Origin of the sequence: Hymenobacter montanus, from assembly GCF_014699115.1 — a bacterium.
GTDB lineage: Bacteria > Bacteroidota > Bacteroidia > Cytophagales > Hymenobacteraceae > Hymenobacter > Hymenobacter montanus.
In genome coordinates, this window is sequence record NZ_JACXAD010000001.1 from 198,691 (window position 1) to 218,133 (window position 19,443).

General features: G+C 49.7%; 17 protein-coding genes. All 17 read right to left on the reverse strand.

Annotated features, from left to right (window positions below; all coding sequences use genetic code 11):
• Nucleotides 1–47 precede the first annotated feature (47 nt).
• Nucleotides 48–1,595: a lipopolysaccharide biosynthesis protein gene (locus tag IC235_RS00760; RefSeq protein WP_191003244.1), complete on the reverse strand. Its 1,548-nt coding sequence runs from the start codon at nt 1,593–1,595 to the stop codon at nt 48–50.
• Between the two features lie 38 nt (nt 1,596–1,633).
• Nucleotides 1,634–2,620 (reverse strand): glycosyltransferase, encoded by a 987-nt coding sequence (locus IC235_RS00765; protein WP_191003245.1) that lies wholly within the window; start codon nt 2,618–2,620, stop codon nt 1,634–1,636.
• Nucleotides 2,621–2,624: 4 nt separating this feature from the next.
• Nucleotides 2,625–3,203, reverse strand: coding sequence for an acyltransferase (locus IC235_RS00770; protein ID WP_191003246.1), 579 nt, complete (start codon nt 3,201–3,203; stop codon nt 2,625–2,627).
• 14 nt (nt 3,204–3,217) lie between these two features.
• Nucleotides 3,218–3,973: an N-acetyltransferase gene (locus IC235_RS00775; RefSeq protein ID WP_191003247.1), complete on the reverse strand. Its 756-nt coding sequence runs from the start codon at nt 3,971–3,973 to the stop codon at nt 3,218–3,220.
• Nucleotides 3,960–4,370, reverse strand: coding sequence for a sugar 3,4-ketoisomerase (locus IC235_RS00780; protein WP_191003248.1), 411 nt, complete (start codon nt 4,368–4,370; stop codon nt 3,960–3,962). Before IC235_RS00780 ends, IC235_RS00775 begins: the two co-directional genes overlap by 14 nt.
• Before the next feature lie 379 nt (nt 4,371–4,749).
• Nucleotides 4,750–5,850 (reverse strand): DegT/DnrJ/EryC1/StrS family aminotransferase, encoded by a 1,101-nt coding sequence (locus IC235_RS00785; protein WP_191003249.1) that lies wholly within the window; start codon nt 5,848–5,850, stop codon nt 4,750–4,752.
• An 82-nt stretch (nt 5,851–5,932) separates the two neighbouring features.
• On the reverse strand, nt 5,933–7,159 hold the full coding sequence (locus IC235_RS00790; RefSeq protein WP_191003250.1) for a glycosyltransferase family 4 protein: 1,227 nt from the start codon (nt 7,157–7,159) through the stop codon (nt 5,933–5,935).
• Nucleotides 7,160–7,168: 9 nt separating this feature from the next.
• A complete protein-coding gene (locus IC235_RS00795; RefSeq protein WP_191003251.1) occupies nt 7,169–8,149 on the reverse strand; it encodes an NAD-dependent epimerase/dehydratase family protein in 981 nt (326 codons plus the stop codon).
• Between the two features lie 67 nt (nt 8,150–8,216).
• Entirely contained in the window at nt 8,217–9,392 is a 1,176-nt protein-coding gene (locus tag IC235_RS00800; protein WP_317173508.1) for a glycosyltransferase family 4 protein, read from the reverse strand.
• 2 nt (nt 9,393–9,394) lie between these two features.
• The gene (locus IC235_RS00805; protein WP_191003253.1) at nt 9,395–10,582 is read right to left on the reverse strand and encodes a glycosyltransferase family 4 protein; all 1,188 of its coding nucleotides are present in this window, start codon (nt 10,580–10,582) and stop codon (nt 9,395–9,397) included.
• A 5-nt stretch (nt 10,583–10,587) separates the two neighbouring features.
• A complete protein-coding gene (locus tag IC235_RS00810) occupies nt 10,588–11,607 on the reverse strand; it encodes a glycosyltransferase family 2 protein (RefSeq protein WP_191003254.1) in 1,020 nt (339 codons plus the stop codon).
• 276 nt (nt 11,608–11,883) lie between these two features.
• Nucleotides 11,884–12,969 (reverse strand): glycosyltransferase WbsX family protein, encoded by a 1,086-nt coding sequence (locus IC235_RS00815; protein ID WP_191003255.1) that lies wholly within the window; start codon nt 12,967–12,969, stop codon nt 11,884–11,886.
• A gap of 69 nt (nt 12,970–13,038) precedes the next feature.
• Nucleotides 13,039–14,679, reverse strand: a complete 1,641-nt coding sequence (locus tag IC235_RS00820) for a glycosyltransferase family protein (RefSeq protein ID WP_191003256.1) — start codon at nt 14,677–14,679, stop codon at nt 13,039–13,041.
• 25 nt (nt 14,680–14,704) lie between these two features.
• Entirely contained in the window at nt 14,705–15,973 is a 1,269-nt protein-coding gene (locus IC235_RS00825; protein ID WP_191003257.1) for an ABC transporter ATP-binding protein, read from the reverse strand.
• Nucleotides 15,974–16,042: 69 nt separating this feature from the next.
• Nucleotides 16,043–17,212 (reverse strand): glycosyltransferase family 4 protein, encoded by a 1,170-nt coding sequence (locus IC235_RS00830; RefSeq protein ID WP_191003258.1) that lies wholly within the window; start codon nt 17,210–17,212, stop codon nt 16,043–16,045.
• A 43-nt stretch (nt 17,213–17,255) separates the two neighbouring features.
• Entirely contained in the window at nt 17,256–18,176 is a 921-nt protein-coding gene (locus tag IC235_RS00835) for a class I SAM-dependent methyltransferase (protein WP_191003259.1), read from the reverse strand.
• A complete protein-coding gene (locus IC235_RS00840) occupies nt 18,166–19,410 on the reverse strand; it encodes an ABC transporter ATP-binding protein (protein WP_191003260.1) in 1,245 nt (414 codons plus the stop codon). Before IC235_RS00840 ends, IC235_RS00835 begins: the two co-directional genes overlap by 11 nt.
• Between the last annotated feature and the right edge of the window lie 33 nt (nt 19,411–19,443).

Below are 19,443 nucleotides of genomic sequence, written 5' to 3' on the forward strand. Positions count from 1 at the left end.
ATGATGAGCATTTCGAAACAGGGAAACGACCAGACCCAGCTAATCAGCTAAGAGTTAATAAGAAGATAACGGCGGAAGCGCATGGGTACATATTCGCCTAACAGATTACGCAGGTACACTAGCCATACAAAAGCGCCCAATAGCCCCGAGGCAACCAGTCCGGCCAGTAAGAATCCAATCCAAGGATTAAAAATCAGCCCCTTAGCAAGGATTTGCACCAAGAAGTATACCCCTGCCCCTGCTGCACTTATCCCTATTACTGGCCACACCACAGGTCGTATCATGGAATCGATCAGAGAAATATCGAAATGCTTTTTAAGCTGATAGGGCACAAACCAAGTAGATGTAAGCAAAGCCGCTAAAATAGTACCTAGCAGAATGCCAATCATTCCCAACCGGTAGCTCAGACCAATGGATAGAGTCAAATTAAGTACTGCTTCTACTATAGCCGCAAAACTTACAGAACGGGCAATGCCTTTGGCATTGAGGAAAAAGGTTCCGGTACGGGCAATGGTTTGCTGTACCATGATAATGAGGGCTAGCGTCAATACCTGTTGCCCAGCAAAAAAACTATTTCCTACCCACAAGCGGATAAACCATTCATCCAGTGATAGCATAAGCCAAAAAGCCGTCATGCTCAAGGTTACGATGACCAGCATCAGACGGTTGAAATATACCCGCGTTCGGGCTGAACCTTCGTGCTCAACAATTTCAGCGATGGCCGGCAGTGAGTTACTGGTGACAAGGCCTAGCAAACTCATGCCAACTTCTGGAATTCGTACCGTCAATGAGAACACCGTCACTAAGCTCAACGACAACACCTTACCAATAACAAGCCGGTCAGTAAACAAGATTATCTGGGTAGCCAGTCCGTGCAAAAACATGAAAAATCCATAGCTCAACATCGACCCGGTAAGCTGCTTATCATAGAAGCGAATTTTAATGCGCAATTTTGAATAATGTGTATGTAGTAACACTATTTGACACGTGAGACTGCCTACTAACTGAAACACGTTGGCGTACACAAATGCCCAGAGCCCAACTCCGCGCGACAATAAAGTTATTGTCAGACCTGTAGTGAGAATATTTACCACAAAAATGGGCGTGGCGATGAGTGTCTGACGGTGGTGAGCGAAAAAAATCCCTCCCAAACAGCGTAATACAAATTGCCCGCCTACCAACAGGCTTAATGTAATAACGATAGGAACAGCAGGTGCCGCTAGATCAGCCCGTAGATTGTAAATACGAGGTAACAACGGAGCGAAACCGATGCCGACCAAGGTCACAAACAGTCCAAAGGCTGCCGCTACCAATACGCCTGTCGACATAATTTTATTCACCATCAAGCGATTATATTCGTCGTCGCCCCGGTGCAGAGCGAGCTTGCGGATCACAGCCGTCGACAACCCAAAATCGAATAATGCCAGATAATTAATGATCTGAAAAAAGATAATAGACAATCCATAGGCATCCTTGTCCAGGTACCTCACCATTAGAGGGGTACTCACAATAGACACTACCATTGAGATAATGGTAAAAGCCTGAGTAGAAATGATCCCCCAAAAGGCGGACTTGGTACGTGAAATTTCGGACATGAAGAGCGATAATAAGGAAAGCTGACCCGCCTTACGGCTCATCGGCCCAATACTTGGCGTAGGGTAGCGTATTTAACTCCCAGTCGGGCCATAAGCCAAAAGGCCAATACCTTAGGCTGCAAGGTTTCACGGAAAGCATACCAGAGGACCGAGGTTGCTGCCGCTCCCCGGCTCCCGTAATAGTATTCGGCGTGGTCGGCCAGCATACGTTTAGCGGCCGCTTGCTCCGGACCAGGAGCGAAACGGCTTTTGCGATAAATTTGAAAAAAGGTTTCATTCAGACCGGTCCTGTTCACCTGAGTCGCCGATAGCTGGTGCACCCGGTAAGCTGAAACCACGCATGGCAGGAAGGCAAATTCCCAATTCAAGCACAGGCGCAACCACATATCAAGGTCTTCAGCGTGTAGGCTTTGGTCGTAGGGCCCAGCTTGCACCACGGCGGCCCGCCGCATGAGCACGGTGGGGGCTGGGAGGTAGAAGCCTTGCAACAGTGGTACGCGCAAATTGCCGGAGGGATAATTAGGCCCGAAGCGGGAGTCGAAATGCTGAAGAAAGCTGGGACTTAGCACGGTCCCCTGCCTGTCGATCAGCTCACAATCGGCATACACGGCTCCACAGCGCTCGCCGCGGCGGCGTATTTCGGCTACCGACACCGTTATCATGTGGGGCTTATAGAGATCGTCGGAGCCGATGATGGAAACGTATTCCCCCTGCGCTTCGCTCACGATCCGATTGCATACCTGGCACATTCCGCAGTTGGATGTGTGTCGCACCAAACGAGCTGGAAAACTGGGGTGAGCGGCTAACCAATTCTCAATGACAACCACAGAATCATCGGCGGAAGCATCGTCTACAATAATAAGTTCTTTATTAGAATAGGAAAGCGCCGCAATACTATCTAGCGTTTCACGAATAAAGTGAGCGTTATTGTAGGAAGCAACTCCTATACTTACCAATGGCAGGGATTCCGATATAGCTTCTGCACGATCAATCAAATTAGATAAATTAGCCGATCCAAGGGACATAGTTTTATATGCTATTAAGAACGCTATTTATTTTTGTCAGGCCATTGGCCGACTCTTGGTATTGCTCGCCCTGCTCGGAGCGCCACTGGCCTGGCCCGGCGGCGCTTAGCTTTTGACCGCGTTCATCAACCCAGCCCCGTTGCCGGGCTGGATTACCATATACGAGCGCATGGTCGGGTACCGAACGGGTGACAACAGCTCCGATACCTGTCATAGCGAAGCGTCCGATGCGTACCCCCGACAGAATAGTGGAGTTAGCGCCTATCGAGGCACCATGCTCGATTACCGTAGTGCCCAGCTCTACTTCATACCGCTTACTACGAGGACGTATATCATTGGTAAACACTACATTGGGACCTAGGAACACATTATCCTCCACGGTCAATCCCTTCCATAAATACACACCGCTTTTTATCGTCACATTATTGCCAACGCGCACGCCATCTTCGATAAAACAATGGTCACAGATGTTGCAGTTAGTACCAATAACTACCCCGGGTAGAATGTGAACAAATGCCCAGACGGTGGTTCCGGGTCCGATAAAATCCGTTTCTACGAGCGCTAATGGATGAATTTTAGCCATAATTACTTATATTATTATTGCTGCTGGCTCCAGACATCAAAGCCAATCCCTTGCCAAGGCATTCCCCGCTCAAAGTTGTATACCCAAGGATATAGACCTCCACCCCCTAGTTCGCGTACATCTCGCATTATTTTGGCAGGACTACCAACAGCAAAGCTGAAATCAGGAAGATCTTTATTCACTACAGAATTAGCTCCTACCAAGCAATGCGTTCCTATTTTAACGGCTGGTAGAATAATGCAATGCACTGTAATAACAGAATAGTCACCTATGGTAGGCCCTTTATAATGATTTGAGGGGGGATGAGTATCGTTCGTAAAAACAGTAAACGGATAAATAAATACATGGTTCCCAATGGTGGAGAATTCTGCAATAAGAACATTGCTGTGCATTTTGCAATAATCCCCAAATGTTACATCTCCCTGAATATTGGTAAGTGTACCAACTTGACAATCGCGGCCAAAACGACAATTTTCCCGAATTGTAACCCGATGTCCTGTAGTAAAATTCTCTCCAAAACTGCTACCCGCATACAATATAGTGTGGCTTCGAATAAGTGCGCTGGCACCAATCACGGTTTCCGGCTGAGTGTAGTTTTCGCCGTGCCGGTAATACTCCCAGCTTGGCTCCCCAATTACACAATCATTGGCGATAATGGTGTTGTCGCCAATTGCTACATTATCATAAATGGTTGTATTATCGCCAATCCGGACGTTGTTGCCAAGTCGGACGTTCATCCCGAGGTGGACGTTGCGATTATTGAATTTCATTTGGCTTCAATGATTTAAACTCTTCATAAGAGCGGATGTAATCCTGCTCGTCGTACTCCATCGAGGCCAGGCACATCAGCACTGCATTATGCGAGAACTTGATTGTGCGCCAATAAAAGCAGGGGATGAATAAGCCCACTGTGGGCGAATCCAAATTATAGCACGTTTTAGTACCAGAGGTGTCTTCCAACGTAAACTCAATTTGGCCGCTAGTGGCGAAGATGAGCTGTTGTAAATTACGGTGCGCGTGATGCCCCCGAATTACAGAGTCGGGCGTGAAGTAGGTCCAGTACACCCGCTTGATTTCAAAGGGCAGGTCGCTATTCTGAGCTACCGATATATAGCCTAAATGCGACGCCCCAATTTTTGAAAATTCGATGAGCGATGGCTGGTTCATGATAATGACTAATAAAACAAGCTAAAGTGGCAGAACGGGTAACTCAACAACGCTTGCCGCACCATAGCAGAAGGGGCTGGTACCCCGCCGGAGAAGTTGCGTGAAATATATACGAAGGCTAAAGTTAGTCATGGCCAAATTTGGTTAGCTTCCAGTGAGGACTGGCAAGCGCTTTTCACGAAAAGCCGCAACTCCTGCTCGAAAAACAACTGATTGGCAGCCGGCTGCGAAAGCCGCCGCTGCCGCCTCATAGCCCGCAACACCACCCGTTTGGCATCGGAGCGCCGCGAAACCAAAACAGTGGAAGTGCTAATCATATCCAGACAGGGGGTAGAGAAGGAAGCTGGGTGCTGACATTGGCCGACTTAGAAAGGCCCGTTTAGAAAAAATGGCGCATCGCACTGGCCACGGCGGCCACGTGCTCCTCGGTCATGCCGGGCCACATGGGCAAGCTGAGGCAAGTAGCCGCCAATGCTTCGGCAATGGGAAACCGGCCTTCCGCCATAGTCAAGCCAGCATAAGCCTCCTGGCGGTGGGGGGGCACCGGATAATGCACCAGCGTGCCGATTCCTTGACTCGTTAGGTGCTGCTGCAATTCTTGGCGGTGGGCCGTACGCACTACGTACAAATGGTACACATGGGTGCTGCCAGTGGCCACCGTGGGCAAAATCAAATCACCAACACCGGCAAGGTGCTGATTGTAGAGTGCGGCGACGGCCTGACGCTGACGGGTCCACTCAGCCAGGTGCTGGAGCTTTAGGGATAGCACGGCCGCTTGCATCTCGTCGAGGCGCGAGTTGTAGCCCACTATTTCGTTGTAGTACTTCTTCTGAGAGCCATAATTGCGCAGGCTGCGAAGTTTCTGATTCAAGGCGTCGTCGTTGGTGGTGATAGCGCCCGCATCGCCGAGGGCCCCAAGGTTCTTGCCGGGATAGAAGCTGGTACCGTTCGCGTGGCCGAAGCTGCCCGTCAGTTGGCCATCGGCCGTGGCTCCTTGCGCCTGGGCATTATCTTCTACCACCAGCAGATTGTGGCGCTGGGCCAGCGCCATCAGGGCTGTCATCTCGCAGGCCTGCCCGTACAGATGCACGGGCATGATAGCGCGCGTACGGGGCGTAATGGCGGCTTCGACGCGGGCCGGGTCGAGGTTGAAAGTGGCAGCGTTGGGTTCTACCGGCACTGGCGTTGCGCCAACCTGCGTCACTGCCAGCCAAGTGGCGATATACGTATTAGAGGGCACGATTACCTCATCACCCGGACCTACGCCCAAGGCCTTGAGGGCCAGGTGCAGCGCATCCAATCCATTAGCTACTCCAACGCAATAAGCCGTTTGGTTGAATGCGGCATAGGCCGCTTCAAAGTTGGCCACCTCCTGCCCTAGTATGTACCACTGCGCGTCGTATACCCGGGTTAGAGCAGCCAGCACTTCTTCTCGTATGGGCTGGTGTTGCGGGGTAAAAGAAAGAAAAGGGATTTGCACAATTTATTTTATTGAAGCGACTTCCACCTGCTTAGACTGGGCCGCAAAGATAACCGCTACCACCGAAAGAACTGCCGCAATTCTAGGCAACGCTTCCACTAGCCAGCCCGGGGCTCAACTGCGAAATCTCCAATACTCCCCGCGTAGCCAACTCGCGCTGTAGCTGCCTAGCCCAGTGATCCCAATTCAGCACCCCATCGTATCGCTGGCGAGCCGCAGCGCGCATTTGGGCGTAAGCCGCAGGGTTGCGGTAGAGCTGGCTGATGGCTGCCGCGAAGTCTGCTCCATCCGCCGACAGAGGCAGTACCAAGCCCGTTATATCCGGCAGCACAAAGCTTCTGATGCCGCCCACGTCAGTGGTAACAACGGGTAGGCCAAAGGAATTGGCATCCGCGAAGGCAATAGCCGCGCACTCAGCCCGCGAGGGCAAAATAAAAAAGTCAGCCATTTGAAACAGCTCCTGCAACTGGGCCAGGCTTTCGTCGTTGCCCATATCCAGGTAAGGAATAGCCCTGAACCCAGGGTGTTGGTAGCGATGAGCTTCCGCGGCTGGTGGCACGCATCCTACTACCGTTAAGGAAGCCTGCAGCCCTAATTCGTTTAGAGCGAGCATGGTATCGTAGGCAATAGCTGCTCCTTTGCGCTCCCACTCACCACCGAGTAGAAACAGCCGACACCCCTTATCCGGATCAGGCACATGACGCAGAGCCACTTCCCGGGTCGGGGGAGTAGGATAATTAGACCCGAAGGGCAGCACCACGATTTTCTCGGCCGGCGTGCCGTAATCGTACCGGGCCGAATGGGCCGCCCACTCCGACGAATAGCAAACGAGCCTAGCTCGCGTGAGCGCCAGCTTCTCCAGATGATTAAGCTCAGCTTTGCTTACGGTCAGGAGCCCGGACAACCCTGGGTAAAAGTCGATAAGCTGATGCAGCGTCGAGTCTTCGATATAAACAATGGGAATGTCGGTGCGCAAGTAAGCAATTTCGGTGAACGAAGCTGGGGCCACCAGCAGGTCGAAATGCTGCCCCGCCAGCTTGCGCCCGAATACCCAGGCGTACCAGCGCGCAACTAGCACGCTCCATCCGTACTGGTAGCGCTTGCCCGTTAAGGGCTTCATCACCCAGTTATTGACTCGGTCTCCCAAGGCAAAGGTCCAGCGCATTTGCACCGGTCCCAGCGCTACTACTTCCCCTATATTACGCTCCAGGGCCTTGAAAATGGAGTAGTGTACCCCCGACCACGACCGCCGGCTCATGGGGTCGGTGCTGGTGATGAAGCCAATGCGTATAGATCCTGGTGCAGGCATGAGTGCGAGCTAGTTTGCTAAATGGCGTTGCCGCTCCGTAAGTTGGTGTTGGCTCACGCACCACTCCCAGGTTTTCGCTAGCGCAACCGGGAATTCCATGGTCGGCGTCCAGCCAGTATGGGCCGTTAGCTTACGACTATCAAGCACGTTGAGGGGCACGTCGAAGGAACGCTCGGGCAGGATCTGTACCTGGACTGCTGCGCCCGCGGCCGCGGCCAGCGGGGCCAAAGCATCAAGCACTTGCCGGTTGTTAAGTCCCTGCCCGCTGCCGACGTTGTAGACTTCACCAGGCTGGCCCCGTAATAAGGCGGCTACGATGCCGCGGGCCATGTCGTACACGTGCAGGTAGTCGCGCACGGTGCCCTTCTCCCCATACAAGCTCAGCACCTTGCCATCGAGGATTGAAGCAATGGCCGTACCAATAAAACCCTGGCCGGAGTAAGCGCGCTGCCCTTCGCCGAATGCGTTGGATGGCCGTACGCACACTACGGGCAAGCCACAGGTTTCGTAAAAAAGGCGGGCGTATTTCTCAATGGCAAGTTTGGTGATGCCATACGGCGAGACCGGATTGGTTGGGTGTTCTTCGCTCTGGTAAGCAACTGCGGAATGACCATAGACGGTACCGCCCGACGATATCCAAACAAATTTGCTAAGCGAAGCCTGGGCCGCTAGCTCGAAAAGCCGAACGGTAGATGGTAGATTAGTCAGAATGTCGTTGACCGGGTCCTGAAAACTGGTTTGTGGCACCGTAGCGTAAGCCAGGTCTACTATTTCATCGGTCTGCTGCAACACTCGACGCAGCAGCTCGTCGCTTCCATCGTTCACTACGTACTGCACACCTGGGGGTAGCGCTTCCTGTAGAACCTGCCGGCGCCCCAGCACCAGTACCCGGCGGCCTTGCACTAGCAGCTCTTGTACGACGGCCTGACCGATGAACCCGGTGCCACCGATAACACAGGTAATAAGTTGACGAGCCGATTGAACAATCATTGAATACGCTATGACCAAAAACCCAGATCCAGCCAGCAAAGGTCAGGCTAAATAAATAACATACCACTCATCCCTGTGGGCGCCGTTCCCTCCGGCCCGAAGTGGCTGAATCAGTAGCATAACCTACCAGCCGCCGCAACAACTCGCCAACGGGTTCAATTTCAATGCGCTGCCGCACACGCTCGGCGGCCAGCGTACCGATGGCCGGCCAATCAGCGCGGCGGGCCCAGGCGCGGCTCAATGCCCGGTTTAACGATATCGCCGAAGCGGTATCGGCAATAAAACCCGTCTCGTCGTCATCGAGCCAGTCGCGCACCATGCCCACATCAGCAGCTACTACCGGCCGGCCACAGAGCATGGCTTCTTGGAGCACCATTGGCCCCGACTCGATCCGGGAGGGAATAATCAGCAGGTCGTTTTCGCGCCAGATGGCCGCCGTATCGGCTACGTGGCCCCGTAATCGCACACGGTCAGTGAGGCGGTAGAACTGGATAAGCTTTTCCAGGTAGGCTTGGTCGGGCCCCTGGCCGTAGAAATTAAGTTGGAACCGGCGGCTGGCCCACTCGGGCGCCGTGAGGGCCTGTAAAAGCACGTCCTGGCCTTTACGATCCACATCGAAACTTGCTACCACCGCCAGCTGCAGCCCCCCATTGGTCTGTACGTTACGCGGCACGGGGTAAGTAGCCGGCAAGTTCAGGGGGTTCTGGATCACCCGGGCATTCGCGATGGGGTCAACCAGCTGGCGCTGCAGGGTGCGCAGCTGATTATCGGATATCATCAGCACTTCTTTAGCCCGGCTGTACATATCGGTAAGCAGTGCCCGCGAAAAGTCGCGTTGCCGGACCGGGTCCTGGTAATTGTGGCAAGCCAGTATAAAGGGGACGCGGCGCAGCCAATCCAATAACTGCTGATGGAAAAACAAATCCATCCATCCTGCCTGGTTTATCAGCACGACGTCCGGTTTGAATCGGGTCAGGGCTCGAATTTCGGGCAGCTCGCCCCCCCAGGGCAGTCTAGCCAGCCAATTAACGGCGCGATGGCGCAGGCTGGGCTGATACCGGGTGCGCAGCAAAATCTGCGCCCCTGCTGCTGCCAGCGCCTGCAAGGGAGCAGCCATTTCGGGCCAGGCATAAAAAGAGGCCATCACCTCGTGGCCTTCAGCCAACGCCCGGGCGGCCGTATGCGTCCACAGCACCTCGCTCCCACCCCACGGAGCATCGTACATCAAGGAGACAAATGCCACTCTCATGCTGATATAGCTTGGTTGAACACCTCAGTATAGCGAACCACACAGTCCTGCAAATTAAACCGGAGCACTGCCTGCGCGGCCCGGGCTACTTGCTGCTGGTAGTAGGCTGGCTCCGCAATCATCCGGCTCATGGCCTGGCCTAGCGTTGCCACGTTAACCCCCTGCCCTTCAATAGGGCGGGGTAGAATCTCCCCCGCCACCGAACCATCGGGCAAGGTCAGCATTCCCGGTATTTCCCCGATGTCCGAGGCCAGGACTGGTAAATGGCACCGCAAGTAGTCAATAATGACATTGGGCAGGCTTTCGATGGGAAAATAGCTCGGCAACAAACCTACATTAGCCAGTACGGTTAATTCTACCGAATCAGGATGACTGCCGTAGAAAATAACGCCGGGCTCCGTGGCATAGTCGACCCGCAATTTAGTGAGATACTCCCCCTCCCCCACCAGCAGCAAGGCGGCCTGCTGGTAACGGGCTCGCACGAGCCGAAATGCATTGATTGCCTCAAACCAGCCTTTTTCCTGGATTCCACGGGCCACCATAACGAATACGAAGGCATCGTCAGACAGCCCTATATCGGCCCGGGCAACCGAGCGGGCAATGGGCTTGTCTAAATCGTTGCCCGTATAGATTTTAACTAGTGGCAAGTCGGGGTTCCAATAGGGCTGAGCTCGATACCAGCTGATGTTTTTATCAGCCACGTAAATAATTGCGCGCACGTGCTCGTAAATGTACCGGGCGCAGGCCGACCACTCCGGGGCGGCGTACTCGTAGGTACCGTGCATCGAAACCACTACCGGAATTCCGAGCTTCGGGGCGTGTACGCAGGCGAGGTAATCCTGGTGGAAAGACAGGGAGCAGACGATATCGGGGTGCTCCTGAGCCAGCAGACGAGCAAAGTGGCGCTCGATTAGCCAGGGACGAAATGTGCGATACAGCTTGGTCTTATACAGGATGGCGTGGGTTTTCCACACGAACCAATCTGCGGCGGGGCCCGGAATAAATGCCGCTAATCGAAACTTACTGGTATCGTAACGGGCTACGAGGCCCGGATTTTTGCGGTCGGGGTTGAAGTCATAGAGAATGACGTCGTGCCCGGCTTTGCCAAAAGCCTCTGATAGCCGGAGGGCTAAGACTTCGATTCCGCCAATGGAGAGGGCTTGAGTGGTAAACAGGATTTTCATGCGTGTCAGGCCTTGCCCGTTGAAATCGTGCGGCGAGACCGGCCCAGCAGCTTGTCGAACAGCAGCATCTTGGTTCCACTTAACCTGTTACGTACCAGGAACTGAACAAAATGCCGGAGTAGACGCGTGCGGAAGCCGGGCTCGATTGCACTCATTATCTGGATAAATCTCCGGTGCCGGGCTAGGGGCATCCCATAATACACCAAAGCGTGCAGCCAGCGCTCTATTAGCAGGGCAATGGCTCGCTGATATAACCGGGGCTCGGGCTCCACTACTTGCTTGATGTAAGCCAATACTTCAGCCGTTTCAAGTAGTTGGGTGCCGTCCTGCTCCGTGCGAGTTCGAACATTACGCACGTGAAATCGAAAATAGTTGAGCGGCTCAGCTATAAAAACTACCTGAGTCTGCTGAAAATACCGAACCCAAAACCACCAATCGCCGGCCACGCGCAGGTGTTCGGGCGCGGCCCCAACCGCCAGTAAGGTGCTGCGTCGCATTACTACGGCACTGGCATTGGGCACTATGTTGCGGTAGGACATAAAGCGCCGTACTAATTCCGGGCCCGGAAGCACAAAATCCTGCCGAAAAAGGTCGCTGTCCAGTTCCTCGAGTAAGTACCGGCCAGTGCCGTGGAGCTTCCCCTGGGAATCGATGCTCCACGAGTCGCAATAGGCTAATCCTGCATCCGGATAAACTTCCAGCTTGCTGAGTAGGGCTTCTAAGAAGCGCGGGTCCGCGACATCGTCGCTTTCCGCAATCCAGACATAGTCTCCCTGGGCTAGTCTGATGCCTTTATTCCACTGCTTAAATGTGCTTCCGCTATTTGCTTCATTGTATATAACCCGAATACGCGAGTCTTTGGCAGCGTAGGCGTCAATAATGCTCCTGCTCGTATCCTGAGAACAATCATCCATTAAAATAACCTCAAAGTCCTGCCAGGTCTGCCCCAATACGCTCTCAATACGCTGCGATAAATACTGAGCGTGATTGAAGTTCGGAATAATAATGGATACTTTGGCGACCATTCAAAAAGTTGTTTAAGCACCCTTTTACTTAAAGTTGATGCATCATTACATCTTGTCGACAACCTGCTCCGTTTAAATTCTTACCATCTGCAACCCTTGTTGTCTCATGGGTACTGAGTAGCGGAACCAGTATTTTTCAGTTAGTGCAGATTTGAAATTGAAATGTGACTGAGCACCTCCGGAAGCCGGAGATACTGTTCATTCCATAAGTAATATGCAAGACAATGGCATGTATTCAGTGAGGTCTCAATTCAGAGATAAAAACCGAATATACGCTTAGTATGCTACCCCCAGTGCACGCGCGGTTGCTTCCAAGTATTTCCGCCCCCACTTCATATCCGGTTCCAAGTGGTTGCCTTCCGCCCATTCATTCCAGGCATTTATCACAATGAAATTTTCCTGCGGTGAATAAGGCGTAAAATGCTGGACTGTATGTTGCAACCACTTTCCATATAGCTCTGGCGTAGAACCCGTTAAAATAAAGGCATCTCTTTTACGACGAGCACTATTGTCCCAGTCTGGCGTAACCCCTGGGAAACGTTTATAGTCAGCGCCGGGGCGAGCCATCATATGATTTATAAAATTCTCATATTTATACACTGAATTTGTATAATATCCGGAAGTTTTGATTTTAAGCTTATTCAGTAATCGCCCTGGGAGTTCACCAAGCTCGCGCGCTGGTGGGGAGGCGTGAAATGGTTGAAAATCAAATGCCGCGTCAAAGCCCATCTCGTGAGGATTGACGTCACGTAGGAAACTTTCCATGCGCACCAAATACAACTCACCTATACCCAAACGCATAGCCTCGTTTCGCCAAGTATCCAGGGTACGCCGGATATCTGGAAAGGCTTCGGAGCGGTACACAATAAATAACGGCTTGCCATCCACTCGAATGTAACGCGGGTCAGCAAACGCCGGAGCCAAAGAACGGATGTGCTCTAAATCGTCTTGTTCGCCGTACTCTTGCTTTAAAAGTATTTCCTTGTCATAGCCATCCCAGCGACGGGTCCAGTTTTCGTTAGCCCAACATAAGCAAAAAGGAAAGTCTGGCTTACCAGATGCCAGAACTTCATCAAAAGGTCGGTTTAGAATACGCCGACCGTTAAACCAATAGTGGTAATAAATAAACCCGTGGATGCCATACTGCTGTGCCATAGCAGCTTGTAAATCACGGGTCTCCGGCACCCTCAAGTCGTAAAAGCCTAAATCTGCTGGCAATTGCGGCTGGTTATGGCCAGGGAATTTTGGCCTTGATTTCGCGACATTAGTCCACTCCGTAAATCCCTTACCCCACCACTCATCGTTTTCTGGCACGGGATGAAACTGGGGCAGGTACAGCGCGAGGGCTCTTAAGTCTTTCATGTCTGGTTCTTAATACGTTTCTACTTGTTTATATAGAGCAGGCTCATATCTATCCTTTTTGATCATACCTTAGAAAAATTTATACCTACTCCCATTTCTAATTTTTGAGAAGAGCAAGCCTAAAAAATTTCTTAACGCTCGTCCAAATTTCAAGTTCGGCAAGCAGGACAAGATAGATCGATAAGAGAGCATCAGATCGCGTAACGACAACAGCCTGCTATAACTATATAAGAAGTCAACTACGTGCGTGTCTTTGTTAAGAAGAAATAGATTTGGAGCACTCACTGATTCTAAATCATCAGAATCAAACAAGTATTTTACCTCTGTAGAAATATTAGCCCTGTTTACGGGTACGCTACTGCTGATTTGTTCGTGGTATATCTTATTAAGATAAGCATTCCACCCGCTCTCAACGTGATTAGACTTAATGCTTTCAACTATATTTTTGGCAACTTCACGACGCATTTTTTGATCATTGATTGCATGATTAATGGTATCAAATAACTCCAGCTCGTCATTAGCATGCCTGACTAAGCCATGGATACCTGGGTCGTCTGCGATTTTAAGCTTATCAGCTGGAGCATACTGCAAAACAGGATAGGCACCGTAGTAAACAGCCTCTAGCAGCGAGGTAAAGGAAGGGTAAGGCATACTGTCCAAATAGATATCAGCCGCTTTGTAGTATAAGATCGGGCTCTCCACAACGCCCAGCAGTTCTATCCTACTATCAGGTATACAGCCTATCACCTGTGAGTCTTTGGGCATAACTCCTATTATTTTTACTAATACGTTTTTGTTTTCATCAACCAGCTTTTTAATAATCTTAAAGTAATTATACTTACCATCTGGAATAAGCTTATAAGCAGAAGCTACTGTCAAGATAACGACGCTTTCATCGGCTATCCCTAACGTATGTCTTGCCTCCTCTCTGGAAGGAGCATCTTCGGCCCTGAATTCTAAGGGGATAGGGAGAAGATTTATTTTTTCTGCCATCCTTCTGTTAAGCGAAAACTCAGCCGCCCACGGGCGTATGCAAGCAACTGTATTAACCAAACCAGTCCCCAAGGAGAATACATGATCTGCATGATTAACAAAGACCAATGGCTTTACTGGGTTAGCGGCCAGGGCAACAAGAGGTGTAGCATCGTCAGGATGAATGTGCAAAAATACGATGTCTGCGTATTTTTCTGCAATGTGTCGCAGCAAAGATGCATTTATACAAGGAGGCTCCTGTGGCACGCAGTATACTACACCACCACTGCTTTCAATTGATTCAACCAGCCATTCTGGTACAATATTGCCCTTTTGTCTGGTAAGCACCAAGGAGTGGCAGGAACTCGTATCTTTTTTGACAAGATTATTAATTAATCGAGTATGACCACCTATATGAGAAACCGAAGACGCCACATGCAGCACGCGCCTTTTATTTGTAGGGATCGGCAATGCAAATTTCGGGAATGAGCTTAAAAAAAGGATATTCTCTCTGCCACCAAACATGGCCCAGCTAATATCCAATAGTTTCCTTTCAAGCTCAGGATCTGCGTATATTCCCGGATGATATTGCCAAGCATACCAAGCTAACGCACTTATTTTTTCTATTAGGTAATTTAAGTCCTCGAAGTTATTACTCAGTACCAGGCGCTCTTTAAGCCTTCGGTAAACGCAGGAATATTCATAAATAAGGGAATCAGCTGGTACCATCAGTTCCAATGTTCAAGTAAGAAGGTCAAAGCCTCTACGAACTATAGTGGACATCATAGGCTATATTAGGCCGAATGACGCCAGGGAGTATACTATTATTGCTCCCAATACTTTCATTCAAAACTTCAAAACTGACAAAATCCTCAATTGAGAATAACTCGTACCGCTGATTCTCTCCGAATATAAGTTTAAAATGATAGCTGCCAGCGTTTAATAAATTAGCAGGCAGATGACCTTCTACGGTGTAGACACCCCTCTTTGAATTTTCCTGGGTACTAATCAATGTGCCATGATGAAATACTGCAACCTCATCTGCATTGCGTAACTCAAAAGTCAAATCTAAATTTATATCAGACTTATGATTGTAAAAAACAATTTTGAATTTTACACCTGATGAAATACTGATAACCTCTCCAGCTAAAGGCAGAATTTCAAACTTCATAATCCTTATATTCCCGTTACCAGGAGCAGTTTCCAAATCTCCTTGATGCGCGAAGTAGGAATTGGTGTTGTTAGAGCTTTGATAGAAATTAACCGCCTCTAGCTCAGTACCCTCAAATACAGCGCTACCCTTTTGTAATATGATTCCCCGACTACACAATTGCTTAATGGCCGCCATATTGTGACTTACAAAAAATATGGTACGTCCGTCATTTGCACTTACATTCTTCATTCTTCCCAAGCATTTCTTTTGAAACTCCGCGTCTCCTACGGCCAGCACTTCATCGATAATGAGGATCTCGGGCTCCAGAAAGGCGGCGACGGCAAAGGCTAAACGCACGTACATGCCGCTGCTGTAGCGCTTTACCGGCGTGTCGATGTAGCGCTCAACCCCCGAGAAATCCACGATCTCGTCAAACTTGCTCCGCACTTCTGCTTTGCTCATCCCCAGAATGGCGCCATTGAGGAAGATATTCTCGCGCCCCGTCAGCTCGGGGTGAAAGCCCGTCCCGACTTCGAGCAGCGAGGCAATGCGGCCCTGCACCTTCACCCTCCCCGTGGTGGGCGCCGTCACCTTCGACAAGATTTTCAACAGCGTGGACTTGCCGGCCCCGTTGCGGCCGATGATGCCCAGCACCTCTCCCCGCTTCACCTCGAAGTTGATATCTTTCAGCGACCATACGAAATTGCTGTCGCCTTTGCGCGTGCGGTCGTTGGTTTCCCCTACTTTAGCAAACGGGTCTTCCTTGCCGCGCAGGCGGGCCCAGGCCCGGTTCAGGTCGTGGCTGAGGGTGCCGGTACCGATTTCGCCTAAGCGGTACAGCTTGCTCAGGTTTTCTACTTTGATCGCAATGTTGCTCATGCTCACAAGTATTTCACAGATACAACCCCACCGGACTCAGCTGGCAGACGAGTTGTTATCACGAATCTATTAATTCTGCTTTTCGAGTAAGATTGCTAATGAATCCATTATTTGGCTAGCAGCTAAGCTTACATTATGCTGTTCCCTGACTTTACGCATTGCATTATCCCCCATTTGCTCACGAATATTTTTATTGACCAGCAAATCGCAAACTGCACGCGCCATGCTATCAATATTGAGATAAGGTACTACTACTCCGCAATCCTTACCTACAAATTCAGGCATTCCCCCAGCTTGTTCAAAACATATTATGGGTTTGCCAAGAGTAGCCGCTTCTAAGCAAACTAACGGGTACGGGTCCTCTCGCGAAGTTAGCACAAATACATCGGCTACTCTGATATAATCTAAAGGATTGGGCCGGGCATCAATAAATTTAACAAATTCAGCTATGCCTAAACGTCGCAAGTCATACTGAAGCTCTTGCCAGGCTAATGATGCACTACTTCCTCCAACCCATAGGAAGTATGGCATGTTCACCTCCAACCCATGCACAAGGCCGGCGAGTTGAACAAAGATATCAGGCGATTTACGCCAATCTAATGTTCCTGATGCAACAACTACAAAACTCTCGGCCGGTATATTTAATGCTTTCCGGATTTCACTCGGTGTTTGCTGCTGTTGAACTTCGTCTGCTCCCGGGACAAACTCATAAATCTTAACTATACATTCAGATACTAATGAGTAAGTCTTGACAAGGTTTTCCCTCACTGCTTGAGAAGCAGCAATCACTAAATCAATATGTGGTAATTTTTGACCAAATCGCTCTGTTCCAAAATATCGTTCAATCGCAATTTCTAATTCGTGTACATGGCAAACGGCAATGCAACCAATAGCCTCTTTGATTTGCACTAATACATCAGCTGACACTACGGTATTACCATAAGCAATCCTAGTTTTCTGCTCTCGTAGCGCTAAAATAATAGATTGCTCGTTTAAGAGTTGCTGCTTAACACTATTCTTTCCCCAGAAACGTGCGTACCAACGGCGCTTAGAGGAAGGCGAATTCCATATATAGGTAAGCGCCAATTTTTTAAATTCCTCCTCTAATTCTCCACCTTCTATCAACAAGATTGAGAACGAACAAACATTGGCTTTCTTCAACCACCGCAACAAATGCAACAACACAATAGGTGCACCTGTACGAGAGGCATCATGGCTGATAAATACAATGTGTCCCATTTAAAAAAATTAAATAAATGTATTTATTATTCTTATGCCAGCTTTACTGGGTTTTTTCAAAGCTAACATAAATTGTATGTCCTCTAAATATTGACCGCATTCTTGAATTCAATATTTTTCTTAATACTCTAACTGAAACCCTATTAAATAGCAGATTACCATACCATTTATTATTCCTGTAAAATTTCATGTTCTCATTCAGCCATGACTCAGTATGCCAATGGTTCAGAGGCTCATATGCTACTTTCGTTAATTTGAGCGGAAATAATGCCTCAAATTTTTTAAAAGTTTCTAATGACCATCTGGTTTGATGGTGCGGAGGCATATCTAGAACATTACCTCCATACTTATAGAAACTATCTGCGTTGGGAACGCAGATAATCAATTTCCCTCCAACAGCTAAAACTCTTACCATTTCTTTAACGAAGTGTAATGGATTTGCAATGTGTTCCAATACCTGAAACGCAAGCACAACATCCGGTTGAGCACCGAGCATTGCAACCCCTTCATCAAAGCTCATGAGATAAACGGGCAAATTTGCCTGGCGCGCTTTCTCAACAGCATCCGAGCTGGTTTCAAGCCCAACTATTTTTGTATTAATACCTAATGCTTTTTTTACGAAAGCACCTGAGCCTGAACCTATCTCCAGGCAACTCTTAGAATTTCTGATTTCCTTAAGAGCAATCTCGTATTCCCATTTGTCCTCTACGTAATACCACTCAAAACCATCCTGAAGACCTTGGTAGATAAAAGGAGAACCTTCTAACTGAGGATGAAAAAATAGCAAGTTTGTATCATTACAACGATACAAATCAAATTTTGAAATATCTTTTCCTTCAAACTCTGAGGAAATATCAATTCTCAGCAAATCTTGCCATTCCCGCACGATCTGATCGACTGAGAAGGTCTCCACAACAGCAATATTTTTGCTCCCAGTCAGTGGGCTTACTACGCTATTTTCCATAAAACTTCCAAGTTGCGACTTTATCAATTGACCCAATTAATAAAGGATCTGGTTTCGTAGAATAAGAATTCGGGGATAAATAGTTAAATGTTATCGCTTCTATTTTAGCGTCATAGTCACTAGCACTGTCACCTAACCATACAGACAGCTTATATAAACCTGTATGCAGCTCTACCCCTTCTATTACTACGTTTAATACCCCCTCTAGCCCTGAAACCATATTACTACTATATGGGTGGTAACGTCCATTCGATCCGAAAACTGGTATATCTAATGCGTTATACAGAACAATACCCGCTATTGGAGGTCTTAATTCAAAAGGGGAAGTATACTCAATATTTATATCAAGTATGGACTGATTTAATTTTTCAGAGTTAATAGCCACTGATACTATAGAGGGCTTCTTTTCATTTATTGCAAACTTGGCCAGTGTTTGCACTTTTACACCTTCGTAATAAGTAGCGATCGTATCCCTCACAGAGCCAGCTGCATGGACCATACCTTGTTGCATCATAATCGCTGAGCTACAAAGACTACGTACCGCGTCCATGTTATGGCTAACGAATAATACCGTGCGCCCATCATTCACACTCACGTCCTTCATTCTTCCCAAGCATTTCTTTTGAAACTCCGCGTCTCCTACGGCCAGCACTTCATCGATAATGAGGATCTCGGGCTCCAGAAAGGCGGCGACGGCAAAGGCTAAACGCACGTACATGCCGCTGCTGTAGCGCTTTACCGGCGTGTCGATGTAGCGCTCAACCCCCGAGAAATCCACGATCTCGTCAAACTTGCTCCGCACTTCTGCTTTGCTCATCCCCAGAATGGCGCCATTGAGGAAGATATTCTCGCGCCCCGTCAGCTCGGGGTGAAAGCCCGTCCCGACTTCGAGCAGCGAGGCAATGCGGCCCTGCACCTTCACCCTCCCCGTGGTGGGCGCCGTCACCTTCGACAAGATTTTCAACAGCGTGGACTTGCCGGCCCCGTTGCGGCCGATGATGCCCAGCACCTCTCCCCGCTTCACCTCGAAGTTGATATCTTTCAGCGACCATACGAAATTGCTGTCGCCTTTGCGCGTGCGGTCGTTGGTTTCCCCTACTTTAGCAAACGGGTCTTCCTTGCCGCGCAGGCGGGCCCAGGCCCGGTTCAGGTCGTGGCTGAGGGTGCCGGTACCGATTTCGCCTAAGCGGTACAGCTTGCTCAGGTTTTCTACTTTGATCGCAACGTTGCTCATGTTCACAGGTACCGCACCATGGCCCCGGCATTA

Coding starts and splice junctions, on each gene's coding strand:
- IC235_RS00770 (WP_191003246.1), bottom strand. CDS start 3,203: ATGGCTAAAATTCATCCATTAGCGCTCGTAGAAACGGATTTTATCGGA.
- IC235_RS00810 (WP_191003254.1), bottom strand. CDS start 11,607: ATGGTCGCCAAAGTATCCATTATTATTCCGAACTTCAATCACGCTCAG.
- IC235_RS00830 (WP_191003258.1), bottom strand. CDS start 17,212: ATGGGACACATTGTATTTATCAGCCATGATGCCTCTCGTACAGGTGCA.
- IC235_RS00840 (WP_191003260.1), bottom strand. CDS start 19,410: ATGAGCAACGTTGCGATCAAAGTAGAAAACCTGAGCAAGCTGTACCGC.
- IC235_RS00775 (WP_191003247.1), bottom strand. CDS start 3,973: ATGAAATTCAATAATCGCAACGTCCACCTCGGGATGAACGTCCGACTT.
- IC235_RS00825 (WP_191003257.1), bottom strand. CDS start 15,973: ATGAGCAACATTGCGATCAAAGTAGAAAACCTGAGCAAGCTGTACCGC.
- IC235_RS00790 (WP_191003250.1), bottom strand. CDS start 7,159: ATGCCTGCACCAGGATCTATACGCATTGGCTTCATCACCAGCACCGAC.
- IC235_RS00780 (WP_191003248.1), bottom strand. CDS start 4,370: ATGAACCAGCCATCGCTCATCGAATTTTCAAAAATTGGGGCGTCGCAT.
- IC235_RS00835 (WP_191003259.1), bottom strand. CDS start 18,176: ATGGAAAATAGCGTAGTAAGCCCACTGACTGGGAGCAAAAATATTGCT.
- IC235_RS00795 (WP_191003251.1), bottom strand. CDS start 8,149: ATGATTGTTCAATCGGCTCGTCAACTTATTACCTGTGTTATCGGTGGC.
- IC235_RS00805 (WP_191003253.1), bottom strand. CDS start 10,582: ATGAAAATCCTGTTTACCACTCAAGCCCTCTCCATTGGCGGAATCGAA.
- IC235_RS00815 (WP_191003255.1), bottom strand. CDS start 12,969: ATGAAAGACTTAAGAGCCCTCGCGCTGTACCTGCCCCAGTTTCATCCC.
- IC235_RS00760 (WP_191003244.1), bottom strand. CDS start 1,595: ATGTCCGAAATTTCACGTACCAAGTCCGCCTTTTGGGGGATCATTTCT.
- IC235_RS00765 (WP_191003245.1), bottom strand. CDS start 2,620: ATGTCCCTTGGATCGGCTAATTTATCTAATTTGATTGATCGTGCAGAA.